14 protein-coding genes are annotated in these 19,107 nt (G+C 62.2%); 3 read left to right on the forward strand and 11 right to left on the reverse strand.

The window, feature by feature from the left end:
• Positions 1-134 precede the first annotated feature (134 nt).
• The gene (locus tag BGP00_RS05945; protein ID WP_292690079.1) at positions 135-1,610 is read left to right on the forward strand and encodes an oligosaccharide flippase family protein; all 1,476 of its coding nucleotides are present in this window, start codon (positions 135-137) and stop codon (positions 1,608-1,610) included.
• Here the strand turns inward: BGP00_RS05945 and BGP00_RS05950 are convergent.
• The gene (locus tag BGP00_RS05950; protein ID WP_292690077.1) at positions 1,587-2,504 is read right to left on the reverse strand and encodes a glycosyltransferase family 2 protein; all 918 of its coding nucleotides are present in this window, start codon (positions 2,502-2,504) and stop codon (positions 1,587-1,589) included. The two genes, BGP00_RS05945 and BGP00_RS05950, sit on opposite strands and share 24 nt — an antisense overlap.
• Positions 2,505-2,742: 238 nt before the next feature.
• Between BGP00_RS05950 and BGP00_RS05955 the strand changes: the two genes are divergently transcribed.
• Positions 2,743-3,966, forward strand: a complete 1,224-nt coding sequence (locus tag BGP00_RS05955; RefSeq protein ID WP_168604567.1) for an NADP-dependent isocitrate dehydrogenase — start codon at positions 2,743-2,745, stop codon at positions 3,964-3,966.
• 166 nt (positions 3,967-4,132) lie between these two features.
• Here BGP00_RS05955 and BGP00_RS05960 read toward each other — a convergent pair whose 3' ends face one another.
• Positions 4,133-4,858: a tetratricopeptide repeat protein gene (locus tag BGP00_RS05960; RefSeq protein ID WP_292690074.1), complete on the reverse strand. Its 726-nt coding sequence runs from the start codon at positions 4,856-4,858 to the stop codon at positions 4,133-4,135.
• Between the two features lie 199 nt (positions 4,859-5,057).
• Between BGP00_RS05960 and BGP00_RS05965 the strand changes: the two genes are divergently transcribed.
• Positions 5,058-6,836 (forward strand): cation:proton antiporter, encoded by a 1,779-nt coding sequence (locus BGP00_RS05965; protein ID WP_292690072.1) that lies wholly within the window; start codon positions 5,058-5,060, stop codon positions 6,834-6,836.
• A gap of 245 nt (positions 6,837-7,081) precedes the next feature.
• Here BGP00_RS05965 and alaS read toward each other — a convergent pair whose 3' ends face one another.
• From alaS to BGP00_RS06010, 9 genes are all read right to left on the reverse strand, one after another.
• Entirely contained in the window at positions 7,082-9,730 is a 2,649-nt protein-coding gene (gene alaS / locus BGP00_RS05970) for an alanine--tRNA ligase (protein ID WP_292690070.1), read from the reverse strand.
• A gap of 191 nt (positions 9,731-9,921) precedes the next feature.
• A complete protein-coding gene (gene recA, locus BGP00_RS05975; protein WP_168604563.1) occupies positions 9,922-10,995 on the reverse strand; it encodes a recombinase RecA in 1,074 nt (357 codons plus the stop codon).
• Between the two features lie 107 nt (positions 10,996-11,102).
• Entirely contained in the window at positions 11,103-13,559 is a 2,457-nt protein-coding gene (locus tag BGP00_RS05980; protein ID WP_292690068.1) for a response regulator, read from the reverse strand.
• A 5-nt stretch (positions 13,560-13,564) separates the two neighbouring features.
• Complete coding sequence (locus tag BGP00_RS05985) at positions 13,565-14,089, reverse strand: DUF2062 domain-containing protein (RefSeq protein WP_292690066.1); 525 nt, start codon at positions 14,087-14,089, stop codon at positions 13,565-13,567.
• A 41-nt stretch (positions 14,090-14,130) separates the two neighbouring features.
• On the reverse strand, positions 14,131-14,613 hold the full coding sequence (smpB, locus tag BGP00_RS05990; RefSeq protein WP_168604561.1) for an SsrA-binding protein SmpB: 483 nt from the start codon (positions 14,611-14,613) through the stop codon (positions 14,131-14,133).
• A 129-nt stretch (positions 14,614-14,742) separates the two neighbouring features.
• The gene (locus BGP00_RS05995; protein ID WP_292690063.1) at positions 14,743-15,951 is read right to left on the reverse strand and encodes a type III PLP-dependent enzyme; all 1,209 of its coding nucleotides are present in this window, start codon (positions 15,949-15,951) and stop codon (positions 14,743-14,745) included.
• A gap of 309 nt (positions 15,952-16,260) precedes the next feature.
• Positions 16,261-17,436 carry a carboxynorspermidine decarboxylase gene (locus BGP00_RS06000; protein WP_292690061.1) on the reverse strand — a complete coding sequence of 392 codons (1,176 nt, stop codon included), beginning with the start codon at positions 17,434-17,436 and terminating at the stop codon, positions 16,261-16,263.
• A 3-nt stretch (positions 17,437-17,439) separates the two neighbouring features.
• Complete coding sequence (locus tag BGP00_RS06005; protein ID WP_168604558.1) at positions 17,440-17,784, reverse strand: DMT family protein; 345 nt, start codon at positions 17,782-17,784, stop codon at positions 17,440-17,442.
• The gene (locus tag BGP00_RS06010; RefSeq protein WP_292690059.1) at positions 17,784-18,995 is read right to left on the reverse strand and encodes a saccharopine dehydrogenase family protein; all 1,212 of its coding nucleotides are present in this window, start codon (positions 18,993-18,995) and stop codon (positions 17,784-17,786) included. The genes BGP00_RS06005 and BGP00_RS06010 overlap by 1 nt, the downstream gene beginning before the upstream one ends.
• Positions 18,996-19,107: the final 112 nt, after the last annotated feature.

Consider the following 19,107-nt stretch of genomic DNA (forward strand, 5'->3'; position numbering starts at 1 on the left):
CTGGCGGGTTTTTTGTTTTGCATGTCTTTTGCGTGAAGCATCCGGGCCTTCGGGGTAAATCTTTACCTCTGATGGCTAGAGCTTGGGGCCATGATCTCTCCCCTGCCCTGCATTCCGGTCGGCTGCTGAACCCCATGTCGATTCGCGCATCCATCGCATGGTCAATGGCCACGCAATATCTGGCCTTTGTCATCCAGTTCGCGGTCAGCGTCATCATTTCGCGGCTTTATCTCAGCCCCTCGGAATTTGGCGTCTATTCGGTGGCGCTGGCCGCCTCGATGCTGGTGGCTATGTTTCAGGATGCCGGGATCACGCGCTTCGTATCGGGGCAAAGGGCGATGGATCCGGCCCATGTGCGTGATTACGCGGGGGTGGCGGTTTCGATCGCCTGCGGTGTGGCGGTGGTGCTGGGGGCGCTGGCGCCGGTCATCAGCCATATCTATCACGATACGACGCTGATCCGGTTGACGCTGATTATTGCTGCGGCCAGTTTCATCAGCCCCTTCGCGCTGATCCCGGTGGGGCTGCTGACGCGCGAGATGAATTTTCGTGCGCTGTTTTTCGCCAATATCATCAGCGCCCTGTCCGGCGGACTGCTCAGCATCTATCTGGCCGCGCATGGGGTGGGGCCTGCATCGATGGCGTGGGGCCTGCTGCTGGCGGCAATCTTGCGCACCGGTATCGTCATGCGGTTTCGCCCGGTGGTGCCGCGCTTTCCGCGCGACTGGGCTACGGCCCGCCCGCTGCTCTCCTTCAGCGCCAATTCCTTTTTCATCAGCGCAAGCGGCGCCATCGGTATGCGCACCCAAGATCTAATCGTTGCGCGCCTGCTGGGTGTGACCGCCACTGGCCTGTTCAGCCGTGCCACCGCGCTTTCGGCCCAGCTCTCGACGCTGGTGACCAGCGGACTGACCTCGGTGTTCTATGCCGCCTTTGCGCGCAAACGCGACGCGGGCGATCCGCTGGCGCCGTCCTATCTGCACCTGACGGCCTGCAATACGGCGGTGAACTGGGCGGCGATGATCGGACTGGGGCTGGCTGCGGGGCCTTTGGTGCATCTGCTATATGGGCCGAAATGGGCGGGCGTGTCGGTGCTGCTGAAATGGACGGCGCTGTCCGAAACGCTGTTCGTAGCGGTGCCGCTGCAGATGGATGTGCCGATCCTGCTGGGCCGCATCCGCACGCTGATCTGGGTGAACTGGATCGATACGGCGATCATCATCGGCTGTCTGACCGTGGCCTGTTTCATCGGGGTTGAGGCGGCGGCGGCCAGTCGTATCGTCTATGGCCTGGTCTGGGTGGGCATTTACGGGGTGTTTTTGGCGCGGCTGATGCATTTCCGCTTTGTCGATCTGGTCAATATCTACTGGCGCAGCGCGGTGGCCGCCTATGGCGCGGGCATTCCGCTGATCGTGGCGCAGGATTGGCTGGGCATGGGCGCCGGGGATATTGGCTGGGGCCTGTTGATCGCTCTGTCGGTGGCGGGGATTCCGTGCTGGCTGGCCTGTCTGTTTCTGGTGCGCCACCCCGCCACCATCGAGATCCGCACCATTGCCACGCGGGCCTATGCGATGGCGATGGGGCGTTTAGGCCGCAGCTCGGCGGCCTAAACAGGTGGCAGCATAACTGGCCGCCACGCGCAGTTCCAATTCATCGCGGAACTTTTCAGCCGAAGTCCCCGCCCCCACCAGCCGCCGCATGGCGCAACCCGCAATCTTGCGCCAATACCAGCGCTGCGCCAGCATGTTGGGCCGCGAGAGCAGCGTATCGCACGTGGCCAGATCGCGCCCTTCGCGCCGCGCCCATTGGCGGAAATAGTCCCGGTTCACACGCGCCGGCTGCAACAGATGGGTCACGCCGAAGTCGGGGCAATAGAACCCCCGCTTGCCCTGATCGGTCAGCCATTGGTTGAGCCAGCGATCCTCGGCGGTATTGAAGCAATCGGGATAAGGGCCAAATTCTTCAAAGATTTTTGCCCGCAGCGCGCAATTGCCCTGCGTCAGCATGCCATGAAAACCGGGAGCGAACTGGCGGCGCTGGCTCCCGTGGTCGATAAAGCCCAGCGCGCCGTTGAACCCATCGGGCAGCCATTCGGGCAATGAACTGCCCTGAGGGAAAAGCACCGGCCCGGCGATATAATCAGTGGCCGGATCGGCAAATTCGCGCGCGATGGCCTGAAGCCAGCCCGGCACGATGCGTTCATCATCGTCAAAACAGGCGACGATCTGCCCGCGCACAGCCCCAAGCGCCGCATTCAACGCATGTTGCGGGCCCGGGCGCGCCTCATAGAGCGGCACCAGCGCCTCGCCATAACGCGCCTGCAAATCGGCCAGCACAGCCTGCGTATTGTCGCTCGATGCATTGTCGACCACCAGCAATCGGGCATTGACCCCGCGCACATCGGCGGCAAAAAACGACGCCACCGCCTCAGGCAACATGTCGGCGCGATTGTGGGTGCGCAAAATGACATCGACATCAAGGGCAGATAGCTCAGGGGCGGACATGCAAAGCTCCTTATCGGGGCGGCAAGCAGGCGCCCCGGCCGGATTACTCTAGGATTGGCGCGTTAAAATAGCCTTGCCCAAGGGCGCGGGACCTGTGGAGAGGCGTTTATTTGCTATGACTTCGCAATATCAAAAACTATCTTTCGTCGCATCGCCCAATGCGAAAACCCGCCCTTGCGCGGCGGAAATCCTATGCTAGGGGGAATGCAAGCCACTCCACCCCAGGGAACAAAAGCACATGGCAAAAATCAAGGTAGCCAACCCCGTTGTCGAGATCGACGGCGATGAAATGACCAAGATCATTTGGCAGTGGATCCGTGAACGACTGATCCTGCCCTATCTGGACATCGACCTGAAGTATTACGACCTGTCGGTGGAAAACCGCGACGCGACCAACGACCAGGTGACGGTCGATTCGGCCAACGCGATCAAGGAATATGGCGTCGGCGTGAAGTGCGCCACCATCACCCCCGACGAAGCCCGCGTTGAAGAATTCAACCTCAAGGAAATGTGGAAGAGCCCCAACGGCACGATCCGCAACATCCTTGGCGGCGTTGTGTTCCGCGAGCCGATCGTGATCTCGAACGTGCCCCGTCTGGTGCCGGGCTGGACCGACCCCATCGTGGTTGGCCGTCACGCCTTTGGTGACCAGTACAAGGCCACCGATTTCCTCGTCCCCGGCAAGGGCAAGCTGCGCCTCGTCTGGGAAGGCGAAAATGGCGAAGTGATCGACCGCGAAGTGTTCAACTTCCCCTCGTCGGGCGTCGCCATGGCGATGTACAACCTTGACGATTCGATCCGCGATTTCGCCCGCGCCTCGTTCAACTATGGCCTCGCGCTGGGCTGGCCGGTGTATCTGTCGACCAAGAACACCATCATCAAGAAGTATGATGGTCGCTTCAAGGACCTGTTCGCCGAAGTCTTCGCCACCGAAGGTTTCGCCGAAAAGTTCAAGGATGCCGGCATCCATTACGAACACCGCCTGATCGACGACATGGTGGCCTCGGCCCTCAAGTGGTCGGGCAAGTTCGTCTGGGCGTGCAAGAACTATGACGGCGACGTGCAGTCGGACACCGTCGCGCAGGGCTTTGGCTCGCTGGGTCTGATGACCTCGGTTCTGATGTCGCCCGATGGCAAGACCGTCGAAGCCGAAGCGGCCCACGGCACCGTGACCCGCCACTATCGCCAGCACCAGCAGGGCAAGGCGACCTCGACCAACCCGATCGCCTCGATCTTCGCATGGACGCGCGGCCTGATCTATCGCGGCCGTTTCGACAACACGCCCGAAGTGGTGAAGTTTGCCCAGACGCTGGAACGCGTTTGCATCGAAACCGTCGAAAGCGGCAAGATGACCAAGGACCTCGCGCTGCTCATCGGCCCCGAACAGGGCTGGCTGACGACCGAAGCGTTCTTCGAAGCCATCGTGCAGAACCTCGAAGCCGAAATGGCCAAGGGCGAGTAATCGCTCCTCGGTCCTTCGACGACGAAAAGAGAGGCTCGGGAAACCGGGCCTCTTCTTTTTTGCGCATGCCGCGCGGGCCGATCAAATGGGCTGCGGGCAAATAAAAAGGGCGCCTGCGTTAACAGGCGCCCTTCAGCTTCCCCCCTGAAAGAGGGTCATTAGGGTCTTAGCCGCCCTTCTGTTCCGATGCCGCGCGCTTGCGGGCGATATATTGCAGTTCGCCAAGCGCGACCTTATTTTGCGGGTCGTCGCTCAGACTGTCCCGATAGGCTTTCTCCCCACCTTCGAGATCCCCTTTATCCACCAGCAGATTACCGATGCCGCGCAGCGCCGCCGCGCGATACTTCTGCTGCCCCGGCGCCGAAGCTAATTCGGCAGCGTGGCGATAGGTTTCCATCGCGCCCGCCTTGTCGCCACTGGCCCGATAAGCATAGGCCAATTCGACAAAATAGCGCGGATAATCAGGCGAAAGCTGGGTCAGTTGCTCCAGAGCCTCCACCGCATCGGTGCGGCGGCCCAATTCGGTCAGCGCAAAGGCGCGCAGATAGAGCGCATCGCACAGATCCGCATCCAGCACGCGAACCCCGCGCTTGGCCGAACCGTCATGCTGGCAATAGGGCCGCGCCCCACCCTTGGCCGCCGATTGCAGCTTGCCCATTGCCGGTTCCAGCAAGGCCAGCGCGTCGGCCGAACGCCCCGAACGCATCAGGTCCATAGCCGCCGCAACAGGAAAAAGCGCCATCGAGGTCGAGGGCGTTTCCACCTGAACGGCGGCGGCCATGGTCACCGGCGTAGCAAGATCGGCGGCCTGAGCGGGAACGGCGAGCACGCCAGCGGCCGAAACCGCATATCCCGCCAACAGCAACCAAATCCGCTTACCGGTCTTACGCATCCAACAAATCCCCAAACTTCTTTTCGTTGAGACCAGGCTAACCGATTCGCCTTCACGGGAAAAGCGAAAAATGCAATGGATGTTGCACGTTTTGCAACAGTCAGAATTTTTATGACTAAGTCATGACAAAACCGCCACATTCCATGTCTGCGGCCGATCCAGCCGTGACATGGCCGCCCCCTTGGCCTAGCCTGCCCCCATGGCTCATGTTTCTTTCTCTCCCTCCACGCCGCTGGGCGATGCGCTGGTCATTCTGGGCGCAGCAGGCATCGTTATCCCGGTTTTCGCCCGTTTTCGCATTACGCCGGTGATTGGTTTCATTCTCGTCGGCCTGCTGGTCGGCCCCTATGGTCTTGGCCGTCATGTGGCCGAAGTGCCGTGGCTGGCCTTTGTCACGATCACCAATGCCCAGGCGCTGGCGCCCTTTGCCGAATTCGGCATCATTCTGCTGCTGTTCTCGGTGGGGCTGGAACTGTCCTTCGACCGCCTCTGGGCCATGCGCAAACAGGTGCTTGGGCTGGGCGCGGCGGAATTGCTGCTGGCGGCTCTGGCGCTGGGCGTCGGGCTAAAGCTGATGGGGCAAAGCGCGGCGGGCGCGGTCGGGCTGGGCCTTGCCTTGTCCATGTCCTCGACCGCACTGGTGCTGCCCATCGCCGGTTCGACCACGCCGGTTGGCCGCGCCGCGCTGGCCATGCTGCTGTTCGAGGATCTGGCGCTTGTGCCGATCATCTTCCTGCTGGGCGCGCTGGCGCCCCGCGCGGAAGGCGCGGGCTGGATGGAACTGGCGCAAACGCTGGGTTATGGCGCGCTTGTCGTGGCGGTGTTGATGGTTTTCGGGCGCTACATGCTGCCCCATCTGTTTGCCCAGGCCGCACGCACGAAGAGCCCCGAACTCTTCCTTTCGGCCAGCCTGCTGGTGGTCATCGTCGCGGCGCTGGCCACGGCGGGCGTCGGCCTGTCACCCATCGTCGGCGCGCTGATCGCGGGCCTGCTGATTGCCGAAACCGAATATCACACCGAGGTCGAAGGCATCACGGCCCCCTTTAAAGGTCTGGCGCTGGGCGTTTTTCTGATCACCGTGGGGATGAGCATCGACCTCGCGGCCGTCGCGCAAAACTGGGTGATGATCATCGCGGCCACCACCGGCGTGGTCGTGATCAAGGCGGCGGTGACGGCGGGCATCCTGCGTCTGACCGGCGCGCGGCGGGGCGTGGCGACCGAGGCGGGCATCCTGATGTCCAGCCCTTCGGAAACCACGCTGATCGTGCTCGCCACGGCCAGCGGCGCCTCGCTGATCGCGCCATCAACGGCGCAATTCTGGCAGACGGTGACCGCGCTGGGCCTGACCGTGACGCCTTTGCTGGCATGGGCTGGGCGGCGCCTTGCGCGCCGGGTCGATGCTGCCTCCCATCAGGCCCAGGACCTGGGCGAGGAAAGCGCACCCCATGCCGTTATCATCGGTTTCGGCCGCGTTGGCCAACTGGTGGCCGATATGCTCAACGCGCATCACAAGCCCTATATGGGCATCGATTCCGATCCCGATCTGATCGCGGGCGCCGTGCGGCAAGGTTATCGCGCCACTTTTGGCGAAGCGTCATCGAGCCATATGCTGGAAAGGCTGGGCCTTGATCGCGCCAATTGTGTCATCCTGACCATGGACGAGCCGCGCACCGCCCAGCGTCTGGTCAAGAAATTGCGCGCGCAATATCCCGACCTGCCCATTCTGGCCCGCGCGCGCGACACGATCCACGCCGCCGCCATGTATCGCGCGGGCGCAACCCACGCGATCCCCGAAACGCTCGAAGCGACGCTGCAACTGTCCGAAGCTGTGCTGGTGGAATTGGGCGTGCCGATGGGCTTCGTCATCGCCTCGATCCATGAAAAGCGCGACGAATATCGCGAAACCATCATGCATGACGGCGGCTTGAGCGAGAAGCCGAAGCTGAAAAGCAGCAGTCTGCGGGAACGCGTGGGGTAATGGAAAATCCGCCGCCGGCGCCGCGAGGCGACCGGCGGCATTTTCGATGCTGCGTGCTCATCCACCGGTTACGGAATCAGAAACGCCTCACGCGAGACGGTGCGACCACTTTTCCAAAAAAGCGAAGCGCATAGTCATCCATGCGGCCGGTATCGGAACATCGCCGCGACCACGCGCCGAAAACAATAGGGCCGCCGCAGATTGCCCTGCAACGACCCTAATAAAATTCAACAGTATCAAGAAATTCAGCCAGCAATCACAGCCTTGACCGCCGCAATCGCCTCAGTTGCCTTGGAGCCATCCGGCCCGCCGCCCTGCGCCATGTCCGGACGACCGCCGCCGCCCTTGCCGCCCAGCGCCGCAACGCCCGCGCGCACCAGATCGACCGCGCTGACCTTGTCCGTCAGATCCTCGGTCACAGCCGCCGCAATCGCGCCTTTGCCATCATTGACTGCAACGATCACCGCCACGCCGCTGCCCATCCGCTGCTTGGCCGTATCGAGCAGCCCGCGCAATTCCTTGGCGTCCAACCCGTCAATCACCTGACCACTGAAAGTCACGCCATTGATCACCTCGTCCGCCGCCTGCGCCGCAGCCCCGCCGCCGCCCAAAGCCAGCGCCTTCTTGGCCTCGGCCAATTCACGCTCCAACTTCTTGCGCTCGTCGAGCAGCGCCACAACGCGCGCTTCAACCTCATCGGGCGTAGTGCGCAGCGCCGAAGCGGTAGCCTTCAACTGTTCTTCACGGTTCACGAACCACTGCCGCGCGCCTTCGCCGGTCAGCGCCTCGATCCGGCGTACGCCGCTCGACACCGCGCTTTCGCTCACGATACGCAGGACGCCAATGTCGCCCAAAGCCCGCACATGAGTGCCGCCGCAAAGTTCAACCGAAAAGTTCTTGCCGTCGGCCTTGCTGCCCATCGACAGAACACGCACTTCCTCGCCATATTTCTCGCCGAACAGCGCCATGGCTCCCGCCGAAATCGCGTCTTCCGGGCTCATAAGACGGGTGTTGACCACCTCATTGCCGCGAATTTCCGCATTCACTTCGGCCTCGATGGAGGCGATATCCTCCGCCGTCAGCGCAGTCGGCTGCGAGAAGTCGAAGCGCAGACGCTCAGGCGCAACCAGAGAACCCTTCTGCGTAACATGCGCGCCCAGACGATTGCGCAGCGCGGCATGCAGCAAGTGGGTCGCCGAATGGTTGGCGCGGATCGCATCGCGCCGTGCCACGTCAATCGAGAGAACGACCGCATCCCCGACCTTGACACTGCCGCTCTCGATCTTGCCGCCATGAGCGTGCAAACGGCCAAGCGGTTTGGCGGTATCGGCAATCACGATGGTCAAACCATCCGCGCCCGTGATCGTGCCGGCATCACCCATCTGGCCGCCCGATTCGCCATAGAAAGGCGTCTGGTTGGTGATGATCGTCACCGCATCGCCCGCGTCGGCGCTCTCGACTTCCTTGCCGTCCTTCACGATGGCAACGATCTGCGCCTCGCCGGTGGTGCTGGTGTAGCCGGTGAATTCGGTCGCCCCGACACGCTCGGCAATGTCGAACCACACTTCGCCAGCGGCGGCCTCGCCGCTGCCCTTCCATGCGGCGCGGGCCGCAGCCTTTTGCTGAGCCATGGCGGCGTCAAAGCCGTCCTTGTCAACGCTGATCCCGCGTGAACGCAGCGCGTCCTCGGTCAGGTCATAGGGGAAACCATAGGTGTCATAGAGCTTGAAGGCCGTCTCGCCCGCCAGCGTGCCGCCCTCGCCCAGGCCATCGGTGGCCTCGTCGAGCAACTTGAGCCCCTTATCAAGCGTCTGACGGAACTTGGTTTCCTCGCGCTCCAGCACTTCCTGGATCAACGCCTGCGCCCGGCCCAGTTCGGGGTAGGCAGCGCCCATTTCCGTCACCAGCGAAGGCACCAGACGGTGCATCAACGGATCCTTCGCGCCCAGCAGATGGGCATGGCGCATCGCGCGGCGCATGATGCGACGCAGCACATAACCGCGCCCTTCATTGCTGGGCAACACGCCGTCGGCCAGCAGAAAGCTGGTGGAACGCAGATGGTCCGCGATCACGCGATGGCTGGCGCGGCTGTCGCCCTCGGCCTTCACACCGGTCAGCGATTCGCTCGCCGCGATCAGCGCCTTGAACGTGTCGATGTCGTAATTGTCGTGCTCGCCCTGCATGACCGCGGCAATGCGCTCCAACCCCATGCCGGTGTCGATGCTCGGCTTGGGCAGGCTCAGGCGCGTGCCATCGGCCTGCTGCTCGAACTGCATGAACACAAGGTTCCAGATCTCGATGAAGCGGTCGCCGTCTTCCTCCGGCGAACCCGGAGGGCCACCCCAGATGTGATCGCCATGATCGAAGAAAATCTCGCTGCAGGGCCCGCAAGGCCCGGTATCGCCCATCGACCAGAAATTGTCGCTGGTCGGAATGCGGATGATGCGATCTTCCGACAGACCCGCAATCTTCTGCCACAGGCCAAATGCCTCATCATCGGTGTGATAGACCGTGACCAGCAACTTGTCCTTGGCCAGCCCCCATTCCTTGGTCAGCAGCGTCCAAGCATGGGTAATAGCCTGTTCCTTGAAATAATCGCCGAAAGAGAAATTCCCCAGCATTTCAAAGAAAGTATGATGACGCGCCGTATAGCCGACATTGTCGAGATCGTTATGCTTGCCCCCGGCGCGCACGCACTTCTGGCTGCTGGTGGCACGCGGGATCGCTCGCGTCTCCAACCCCGTAAAGACGTTCTTGAACGGGACCATGCCCGCATTCGTGAACATCAACGTCGGATCGTTATAGGGCACGAGCGGCGCAGACGGCACCACATCATGGCCATTCGAGCCGAAATATTCGAGAAAGGAGCGGCGGATGTCGTTGGTCGAGATCATGGGGCTTGCCGATAAGCTACCAAAGGGCGGCGGACAAGCAGGAAGGCGCAATCATAGCCATCGTTTTTGCCGAACAGTGCAAGGTTTTGCCCAGTTTCTGCTGATTGTTCCCGCCCGCATCAAAAAAATCGGGGGCACGAGAGAGAAATTCGCCCGCGCCCCCGCCTGTTTTCAGCCTTCAACCGAAGGAATCACGCGTCATCTTCGGCCTCAGGCCCGACCATCATCTCGCCCGCCAGACCTTCGGTCTGCGCACGGATGGCGTTTTCGATGCGGTCACGAATCTCAGGATGCTCGCGCAGATAGTTCTTCGAATTCTCACGCCCCTGCCCGATCCGGATCGAATCATAGCTGAACCACGCGCCCGACTTCTCGACGATCCCGGCCTTGACGCCCAGATCGAGGATCTCGCCGATCTTCGAGATGCCTTCGCCATACATGATGTCGAATTCGACCTGCTTGAAGGGCGGCGCCACCTTGTTCTTCACCACCTTCACACGGGTCGCATTGCCGACGATATCGTCGCGATCCTTGATCTGGCCTGTGCGGCGAATGTCCAGACGCACCGAAGCATAGAACTTGAGCGCGTTACCGCCCGTCGTCGTTTCAGGATTGCCGTACATCACGCCGATCTTCATACGCACCTGGTTGATGAAGATCACCATGCAGCGCGAGCGGCTGATCGAACCGGTCAGCTTGCGCAGCGCCTGGCTCATCAGACGGGCCTGAAGGCCGACATGACTGTCGCCCATTTCGCCCTCGATTTCGGCCCGCGGCACCAGCGCGGCCACCGAGTCGACCACCAGCACGTCAATCGCGTTAGAACGCACCAGCGTATCGACGATTTCCAGCGCCTGCTCGCCCGTATCGGGCTGCGAAACGATCAGATTGTCGATATCGACGCCCAGTTTCTTGGCATAGACCGGATCGAGCGCATGTTCAGCATCCACAAAGGCCGCCGTCCCGCCGCCTTTCTGCGCCTCGGCAATCGCGTGCAAGGCCAGCGTGGTCTTGCCCGAGCTTTCCGGCCCATAGATTTCAACGATACGCCCGCGCGGCAAGCCGCCAATCCCCAGAGCAATATCAAGGCCCAGCGATCCGGTGGAAATCGCTTCCACCTGCATGGCTTCCTTGGCCCCCAGACGCATGGCAGAACCTTTGCCAAACGCCCGATCAATTTGTGCCAATGCGGCTTCCAGCGCCTTTTGACGGTCCATGCTGTCCTTGTCCTTGCCTTCCTGAATCAGCTTGAGTTGAGCTGCCACGTGCCGTCTCCTTGCTAAGGCGCTGTTGCCAAAGGTCAACACGGCATTGTGTATTCGATTTGTTCCAAAAGAACAAGGCCGGAACAAAATTATTCCAGCCGTCCCGCTCAGCCCTTTTTCCCCGCCCTTTTGGCCAGTACTCCAGCCACTTTTCCGGCAATCTGGTTTACGGAAAAAGGCTTAGGGATGAAATACATATTCACTATATCGATCTCGCGCCGCAACTGTTCCTCGGCATAGCCCGACATGAACAGCACCGGCAAATCGGGCTCAACCCCACGGATGGCGCGCGCCATGGCTGGCCCATCCATCACCGGCATCACGACATCGGAAACCACCATATCGAACATCGCGGCCCCCGAATCGCGCCGCGCCATCACCGCCTCGACACCCTCCTCGCCATCGCTGGCCGTGGTCACCTGATAGCCGGCGCGGCTCAGCGCCCTTTCGGCCACCACGCGCACCGCATCCTCATCCTCAACCAGCAGAATATCGCCGCCGCCTGCCCAGGCCGTTGCCTCCTCCAAAGGCCGCGCAGCCACCTCAGCCGCGCCATGATGGACCGGCAGATAGACCGTGAAGCGCGCGCCCGCCGCCACCCCGTCCTGCGCCGGAACATTATCGGCAAAGATGAAGCCGCCCGATTGTTTTACAATGCCATAGACCGTCGAAAGCCCAAGGCCGGTGCCGCGCCCCTGCTCCTTGGTGGTGAAAAACGGCTCCCAGATCTTGCCCAGAATATCGCCCGGAATGCCCCCGCCCGTGTCGCGCACGACCAGCGCCGTGTAATCGGCAATCGGCAGAATATCGCTGCCCATTGCACGCACATCGGCCGCCGGCACCCGCCGCGTGGCCAGCATCAGCGCCCCACTACCATCGCCGCCCACCTTACGCGAAGCTTCCTGCATCGCATCGCGCGCGTTGACCACAAGATTGACGATCACCTGCTCCACCTGCGTCGGATCGGCCCGCACCGCCCCCAGATCGCGGTCATGGCTGACCTCCAGCCGGATCTTCTCGCCAATCAGACGGCGCAGCATCTGCGTAATATCCGAAACAATATCAGGCAGCTGCAATACCTGCGGCCGCAAGGTCTGCTGGCGGCTGAAGGCCAGCAACTGCCGCGTCAGGCTGGCCGCGCGGTTCGAATTGGCGCGGATCTGCTGAATATCGTCATAATCGCTGTCGCCCGGCGTATGGCGCAACAGCATCAGATCGCATGTGCCGATGATCGCGGTCAGCACATTGTTGAAATCATGGGCCACCCCGCCCGCCAACTGCCCCACGGCCTGCATCTTGGTCGCCTGCGCCACCTGCCGCTTCAGCCGCGTTTCCTCGGTCGTATCGGTCAGGCCCAGCAGCACCGCCGCCTCGCCCAGCCCCCGCACGCCCGCAAGGCTGAGCGACACCGGATCCTCGGGCTGCGCGGCCAGACGCACCGCAACGTCGCCGCTGGTCGCCGCGCCATAGCCGAACCGGCGCACCGCATCGGCCAGCGCCGCCTTATCCTCGCGCACCACCAGATCGGTCGGATAGGTGGGAACATCCCCCCCTTCGCGCCCCGCCGCGCGCATGAAGGCCGCATTGGCAAAGAGCAGCCGCCCATCGCGATCCGCCATCGCCAGCCCCAGCGGCAATCCGCCCAGCAGCGCCTGCAAATGCGGCACCGCCGCGCTCACCTCGCCGCTGCCGCCGAGGCCCACCCCCTGATCGACCAACAGCATCAGCGAGGGGCTTTGCTGCGGATCGGCCAGATCGGGCCCATCTGGATCGACCAAAGGCAAATAAAACAAGGTCAAAGGCACCGAGCGTTTGACGTCATGAGCCCAGAAAATCCGGTCCTGCTCATCCTGCGCCAACAGGCCGATGAAAGGTTGGCCCACCAACGCCCCTTCCGCGCCCGACCTTTGCGCGAAGGCATGATTCGCCGCGCGGATTTGCCCATTAGTCTCAACCAGCGCCGCGCAAAATCCGGCGTGGCCCAGCACAACCCCCAGCTTGCCCGCCAGATGATTGCACAGTTCGCCCACCGGATCGGGCGCGACCACCGGGCGTAAACGCCAGATCAGATAGGCCTCGGTCCGGCCCGCCCGCGCCACTTCGATCCGCCAACGAGTCCCGTCAGGTGCGGTTACGCCATCGGCCGCCGCGCCGTCGCGCCAGGCCGCGCGCGCCAGATCCTCCAAGGCGCCCGCCGCATCGCCAAAGGGCAGTGCAGGCGGCGCCCATGCGCCAAATCCGGCCTCAAACGCGCCATTGGCGCAAACCAGCCGCCCCGCGCGATCCACAATCGCCACCGCCGCATCGCCCTCGATCGCGGCCACCGTCACTGACCAGTCCGGTTCCACGGGCTCCGCATCCGGCGCCGCGCCCGGCCCGCGCCCCAGCATCACGCCCGCCGCGCCCAGCACCAGCGCCCCGCCGACAAAGCCCGCCACCGCGCCCATCTGCCCCGTGGCCAGCCATACCAGACCCGCGCTGATCGCCAGCGCCGCGCCGACCAGCAGCAACGCCATCCCGCGCGCGGGCTGATCCCCGCGCTCCTGCTCCCCCGACATCATCATCCCGTTCAGCCCTGCGTGCCGGAGCGTTGCCGCCGCCGCGCATGACGCACCAGCACCACCCGCCGCCACACCAGCGCGGCCACCACATAACCGACCGCCGCGCTGACCACCGAGATCACGCCCAGCCCCAGCAGCAGCGCAGGCGCGCCATCCGAAAGCATCCAGCGGCTCCATTCCGTCAACCCTGCCCCGCTGCGATACAGGTGATCGAGCGTGCCCAGATCCGCATGGAAACCGAAATTATTGCCCACCGAAATCGCCCCAACCATGATGAAGGGCGTGGTGGCCGGATTGGAAAGGAAAGTCATCGCGCCCGCCAGCGGGATATTGCCCCGCCACGGCACGCACATTAGCGCCGCGCCCACCAACTGCACGCCGGGGATCAAGGCGAAAATACCGACCAGCAGGCCGACCGCCACCCCGCGCGGTACGCTGCGCCGGTTGAACCGCCACAGATCGGCGCGCAGCACCAAGTGGGCGAAGGGGGCGATAATGCGGCTGTTTTCCAAAGCCGCTCGGGTGGGCAGCAAGTTTCGCGCCCAATTGGACAGAGAAACGAGCCGCCGCCCGCTCACTTGTATTCCCTCATGATCCGGGCCTGATCACGCTTCCAGTCGCGCTCTTTGATCGTGTTGCGCTTGTCGGCAACATTCTTGCCCTTGGCCAGCGCCAGTTCGACCTTGGCCCGGCCCCGCCCGTTGAAATAAACCGAGAGCGGCACCAACGTCATGCCCTTGCGTTCCACCGCACCGGTCAGCTTGGCGATCTCGCGTTCGTGCAGCAGCAATTTGCGCGGGCGCTTGGGCTCATGGTTAAAGCGGTTGCCATGACTGAATTCGGGCACATTGGCGTTAACCAGCCAGACCTGACCATCGCGAACCTCGGCATAGGCCTCGGCAATCGAGCCTTCGCCAAAGCGCAGGCTCTTCACCTCGGTGCCGGTCAGTGCGATGCCTGCTTCCAGCTTGTCCTCGATAAAATAGTCGAAACGCGCGCGCCGGTTTTCGGCAACGGTCTTTTTCTTGTCGAATTGGGTCGGAGTCGGGCGTGCCATACTCGGCATGTAGGGCGCGCAGGCCCCAAGCGAAACCCCTTGGCGGGCCGTTTTCGACCCAATGGGCAAAAAAAGGGGGCGACCCGATGCCGAGCCGCCCCCTTTTTTTTCATGTCTTTTGCGAAGGCCTTAACGCAGGCGCACCACATTGTCCGAATGGCGCGGATCACGGCGGGTGCCGCAATATTGCGTTGCCATCGGCTCGTCGCGGACATCGATCACCATGCCGGTGCCAAAGCCGTTGAAGCGCGTGCGCATCGCCGCACCATAGGCGCCCAGCATACCGATCTCGATATAATCGCCCGGCTGGATATTGGCGGGCAGACGGAACGGCCCTTCCATATAGTCGGCATCGTCGCAGGTCGGGCCGTAGAAGGCGAAATCTTCCTCGGCGCTGTCGCGCTCGGGGTTGAGGCACTTGACCGGGAAACGCCATTCGACATGGGCCGCATCATAGAGCGCGCCATAGGCACCCTCGTTGATGAACAGCTCGTTGCCGCGGCGCTTTTCCACCTGCACGATCATCGAGTTATATTCCGCCGACAGCGCCCGGCCCGGTTCACACCACAGCTCGGACGAGTAGGATACCGGCAGCGATTCTGCGGCGCGGTGGATCGAGGCGAAATAATCCTCCATCGGCGCAGGCTCCATCCCCGGATAGATCGAGGGAAAACCGCCGCCCACATCAATGATGTCCACCGTGATCGACGCATCGACAATCGCCGCACGCACGCGCTCGAGCGCCTGAACATAGGCGAAGGGCGTCATCGCCTGCGAACCGACGTGAAAGCAGATGCCGAGGCAATCGGCAACCTGACGCGTGGCCTGAAGCAGCGGGGCTGCATCGGCCAGATCGATCCCGAACTTCGACGCGAGGCTCAGCTCCGAATATTCACTCGACACGCGCAGACGCACACAGAGCGAAAGATCGGTGGCCGCATTGCCATCACGGTCGCGGGTCGCCTCGACGATCTTTTCCAGCTCTTCCTGGCTGTCCAGGCTGAACGTGCGGACGCCGTGGATGTGATAGGCCTCGTGGATCGCGGCAACGGGCTTGACCGGGTGCATGAAGCACAGGGTCGGCTCCGAGCCCAGCGCTTCACGAACAAGGCGCACTTCGGCGATGCTGGCGGTGTCGTAATGCGTAACGCCATTTTCCCACAGCACGGCCAGCAGGTCGGGCGAGGGATTGGCCTTTACCGCATAGAGCGACTTGCCCGGAAACTTCTCGACAAAGAAGCGGGCAGCGCGCGCAGCAGCCTGCGGGCGATTGAGGATAACGGGTTCGTTGGGCGCGAGGGCGCGAACTACAGCCGATGCATCAAGATGAATGGACAACGCAAGGGACCCCCAATAGGCCATTCGGCCAAGATAAACACAATGGTGAAAAGCTGCCTTGCGGTTTGGAAGTCCCCATGGGGCAGCGAGGGGGGTGCATATAGGCCGTTTGTCGGGGGGTGCAAGCGGAAAAATCACGCTTCATCGCAGCTTTGAGCACGAATGGCGGAAAACTGGCCTATCCTGAAATGATCCCAGAATCAGATGACAGTTTCATGACAAAAACAGAGTGACGCACCGCCCTGACAGGACGGCGCGCCACTCTGATATATCATTGAAATTTAGTTATTTATTCGGACAATCGCGCAATCAGCTCAAACGGTCGCGAAAGGTCTCCCAACTGAAATGTTTCACGCATTCCAGCGAATCATCCGCACTGTTCCATAGCCAGATCGAAGGCAGCGGCACGCCATTGAAAGTCGTGGTCTTGACCATCGAGTAATGCGCCTGATCGAGGAAAGCAAAACGCTGCCCCGGCTCACACGGCACCGGCAGGCGATAATCGCCGATCACATCGCCCGCCAGACACGAAGGTCCGCCCAGACGCACCGCTTCACCATCCTCGCGCTCGCCCAGCATGGCGGGTCGATAGGGCGCCTCGATCACATCGGGCATATGACAGGTGGCCGAAATATCGACGATGGCGACCGGGATGCCATTGGTATGGGTGTCCAGCACCGTGCCGATCAGAATGCCCGCGTCCAGCGCCACCGCCTCGCCCGGTTCCAGATAAAGCTCACAGCCGGTCTGCGCCTTCACCACTTGCAGGAAGGCGACCAGATCGTCGCGCTGATAATCGGCGCGGGTGATATGATGCCCGCCGCCGAAATTCAGCCAGCGGATCGGCCCGCCATTCACCGCCAGCCAAGGCGCGATGGTGGGATAAAGGGCATTCCATGTACGCTGGAGCGGCTCGAAATCCTGCTCGCAGAGCGTGTGGAAATGCAGGCCCGTGACGCCTTCGAGATGTTCGGCCCTCACCTGATCGACCGGAAAGCCCAGACGCGAGCCCAGCGCGCAGGGGTCGTATTTCTCGACCTCACCCTCGCGGTGCAGCGGGTTGATACGCAGGCCGATGTCGAAATCGCCGCCCTGCTGCGCCAAGATCGGGCGGAAGCGCGCCAGCTGGTTCGGCGAATTGAAGATCACATGGTCGGAGATCGCGCAGATCTCGGGCAGATCCTCGGCCTTGTAGCCTGCGCAATAGGTGGCGATCTCGCCCTTATAGGACTGCTGCGCCAGACGCGCTTCCCACAACCCGCTGGTGCAGACGCCATCGAGATATTCGCCCACGATCGAGGCGACGCGCCACATGCTGAACGCCTTCATCGCGGCCAGCACCTTGATCCCCGCCCGGTCACGCACATCGGCCAGCACCGCCAGATTGGCCCGCAGCCGCGCCTCGTCCACCACAAAGGCGGGCGAATTGACACGGTTCAGGTCGAAATGCGCAAAGGCGCCCGGATCGCCTGCACGAGTTTCCATGCGTCAGTTTCCTTTGAAAATCAGCGCCGCGCCCGCGATAATCAGCGCAAAGCCCGCCAGTTGCGCCAGGCCCGGCTTTTGCCCGAACAGCGCCCATGCCACCAGCACGAAGCCCGCCAGCGAAAAGACTTCCTGCATCGTCTTGAGCTGGGCCAGCGAATAGGCCTTTGACCCAAGACGATTGGCGGGAACGGCCAGCCAATATTCGAAAAAGGCCAGCCCCCATGAGGCCAGTACAGCCACCCAGATCGCCTTGTGCGGCGCCTTGAGATGGCCATACCACGCCACATTCATGAACAGGTTCGACCCCGCCAGCATCAGCGGGGGCAGGATCAAACCCCAATTCATCAGAACTGCACCGGACCGTCGAGCTCTTCGACCGACCACGGCAGACCATGCTTGTTGAGCATGTCCATGAAGGGATCGGGATCGAACTGTTCGATGTTGAACACGCCCGCACCGGTCCAGATGTCCTGCATCACCATCGCCGCACCGATCATCGCCGGAACGCCGGTGGTGTAGCTCACCGCCTGATTGCCGGTTTCGGCATAGCATTCTTCATGGTCGCAGATGTTCTTGATGTAGAACGTCTTTTCGCCGCTGCCGTCCAGCGCCTCGCCGGTGGCGATGTCGCCGATGTTGGTCTTGCCCTTCGTCGTCGCGCCCAGCGTGCTGGGTTCGGGCAGAACGGCCTTGAGGAACTGAAGCGGAATGATTTCCACGCCATTGTAGATGACCGGATCGATGCGGGTCATGCCCACATTCTGCAGCACGGTCAGATGCTTGATGTATTCATCGCCAAAGGTCATCCAGAAACGCGCACGCTCCAGTTCAGGGATGAACTTGGCGAGGCTTTCCAGCTCCTCGTGATACATCATATACATGTTCTTGGGGCCGACTTCGGCAAAGTCGAACTGGACCTTGTTGGCCATCGCCGGGGTTTCGACGAACTGGCCGCCTTCCCAGTGGCGCGCGGGCGCGGTCACTTCGCGGATGTTGATTTCCGGGTTGAAGTTGGTGGCAAAGGCCTGCCCATGATCGCCGCCGTTGCAGTCGAGAATGTCGAGCTGGCGGATGGTTTTCAGCTTATGCTTCTTGAGCCACATCGCAAAAACCGAGGTCACGCCCGGATCGAAACCGCTGCCCAGCAGCGCGGTCAGGCCAGCTTCCTTGAAGCGGTCCTGATAGGCCCATTGCCAGTGATATTCGAACTTGGCCACGTCCTTGGGCTCATAATTGGCCGTGTCCATATAATGCGCGCCGGCGATCAGGCAGGCGTCCATGATCGTCAGATCCTGATAGGGCAGCGCCAGATTGACCACCAGCTTGGGCCCGATCTGCTTGATGAGAGCGGCCAGCGCGGGCACGTCCTCGGCATCGATCGCATAGGTGGCGATATCGACACCCGTGCGCTCCTTCACCGAGGCGGCAATCGCATCGCACTTGCTCTTGGTGCGGCTGGCCAGATGGATGTCGGAAAAGATGTCCGCATTCATCGCCATCTTGTGCACCGCCACCGAGCCGACGCCGCCAGCGCCAATCACCAGAACCTTGCCCATGGGCGAAACTCCATAAAAACGGGCCGGCGCTGATGCCCGGCCCTGAAAAATCCGAATGCCGCCATATAGGGCCGTATTGTGACAGCACAACATCCGTTGATAGGCCCAATTG

This window comes from Novosphingobium sp. 63-713, from assembly GCF_001898925.1.
Taxonomy (GTDB): Bacteria; Pseudomonadota; Alphaproteobacteria; order Sphingomonadales; family Sphingomonadaceae; genus Novosphingobium.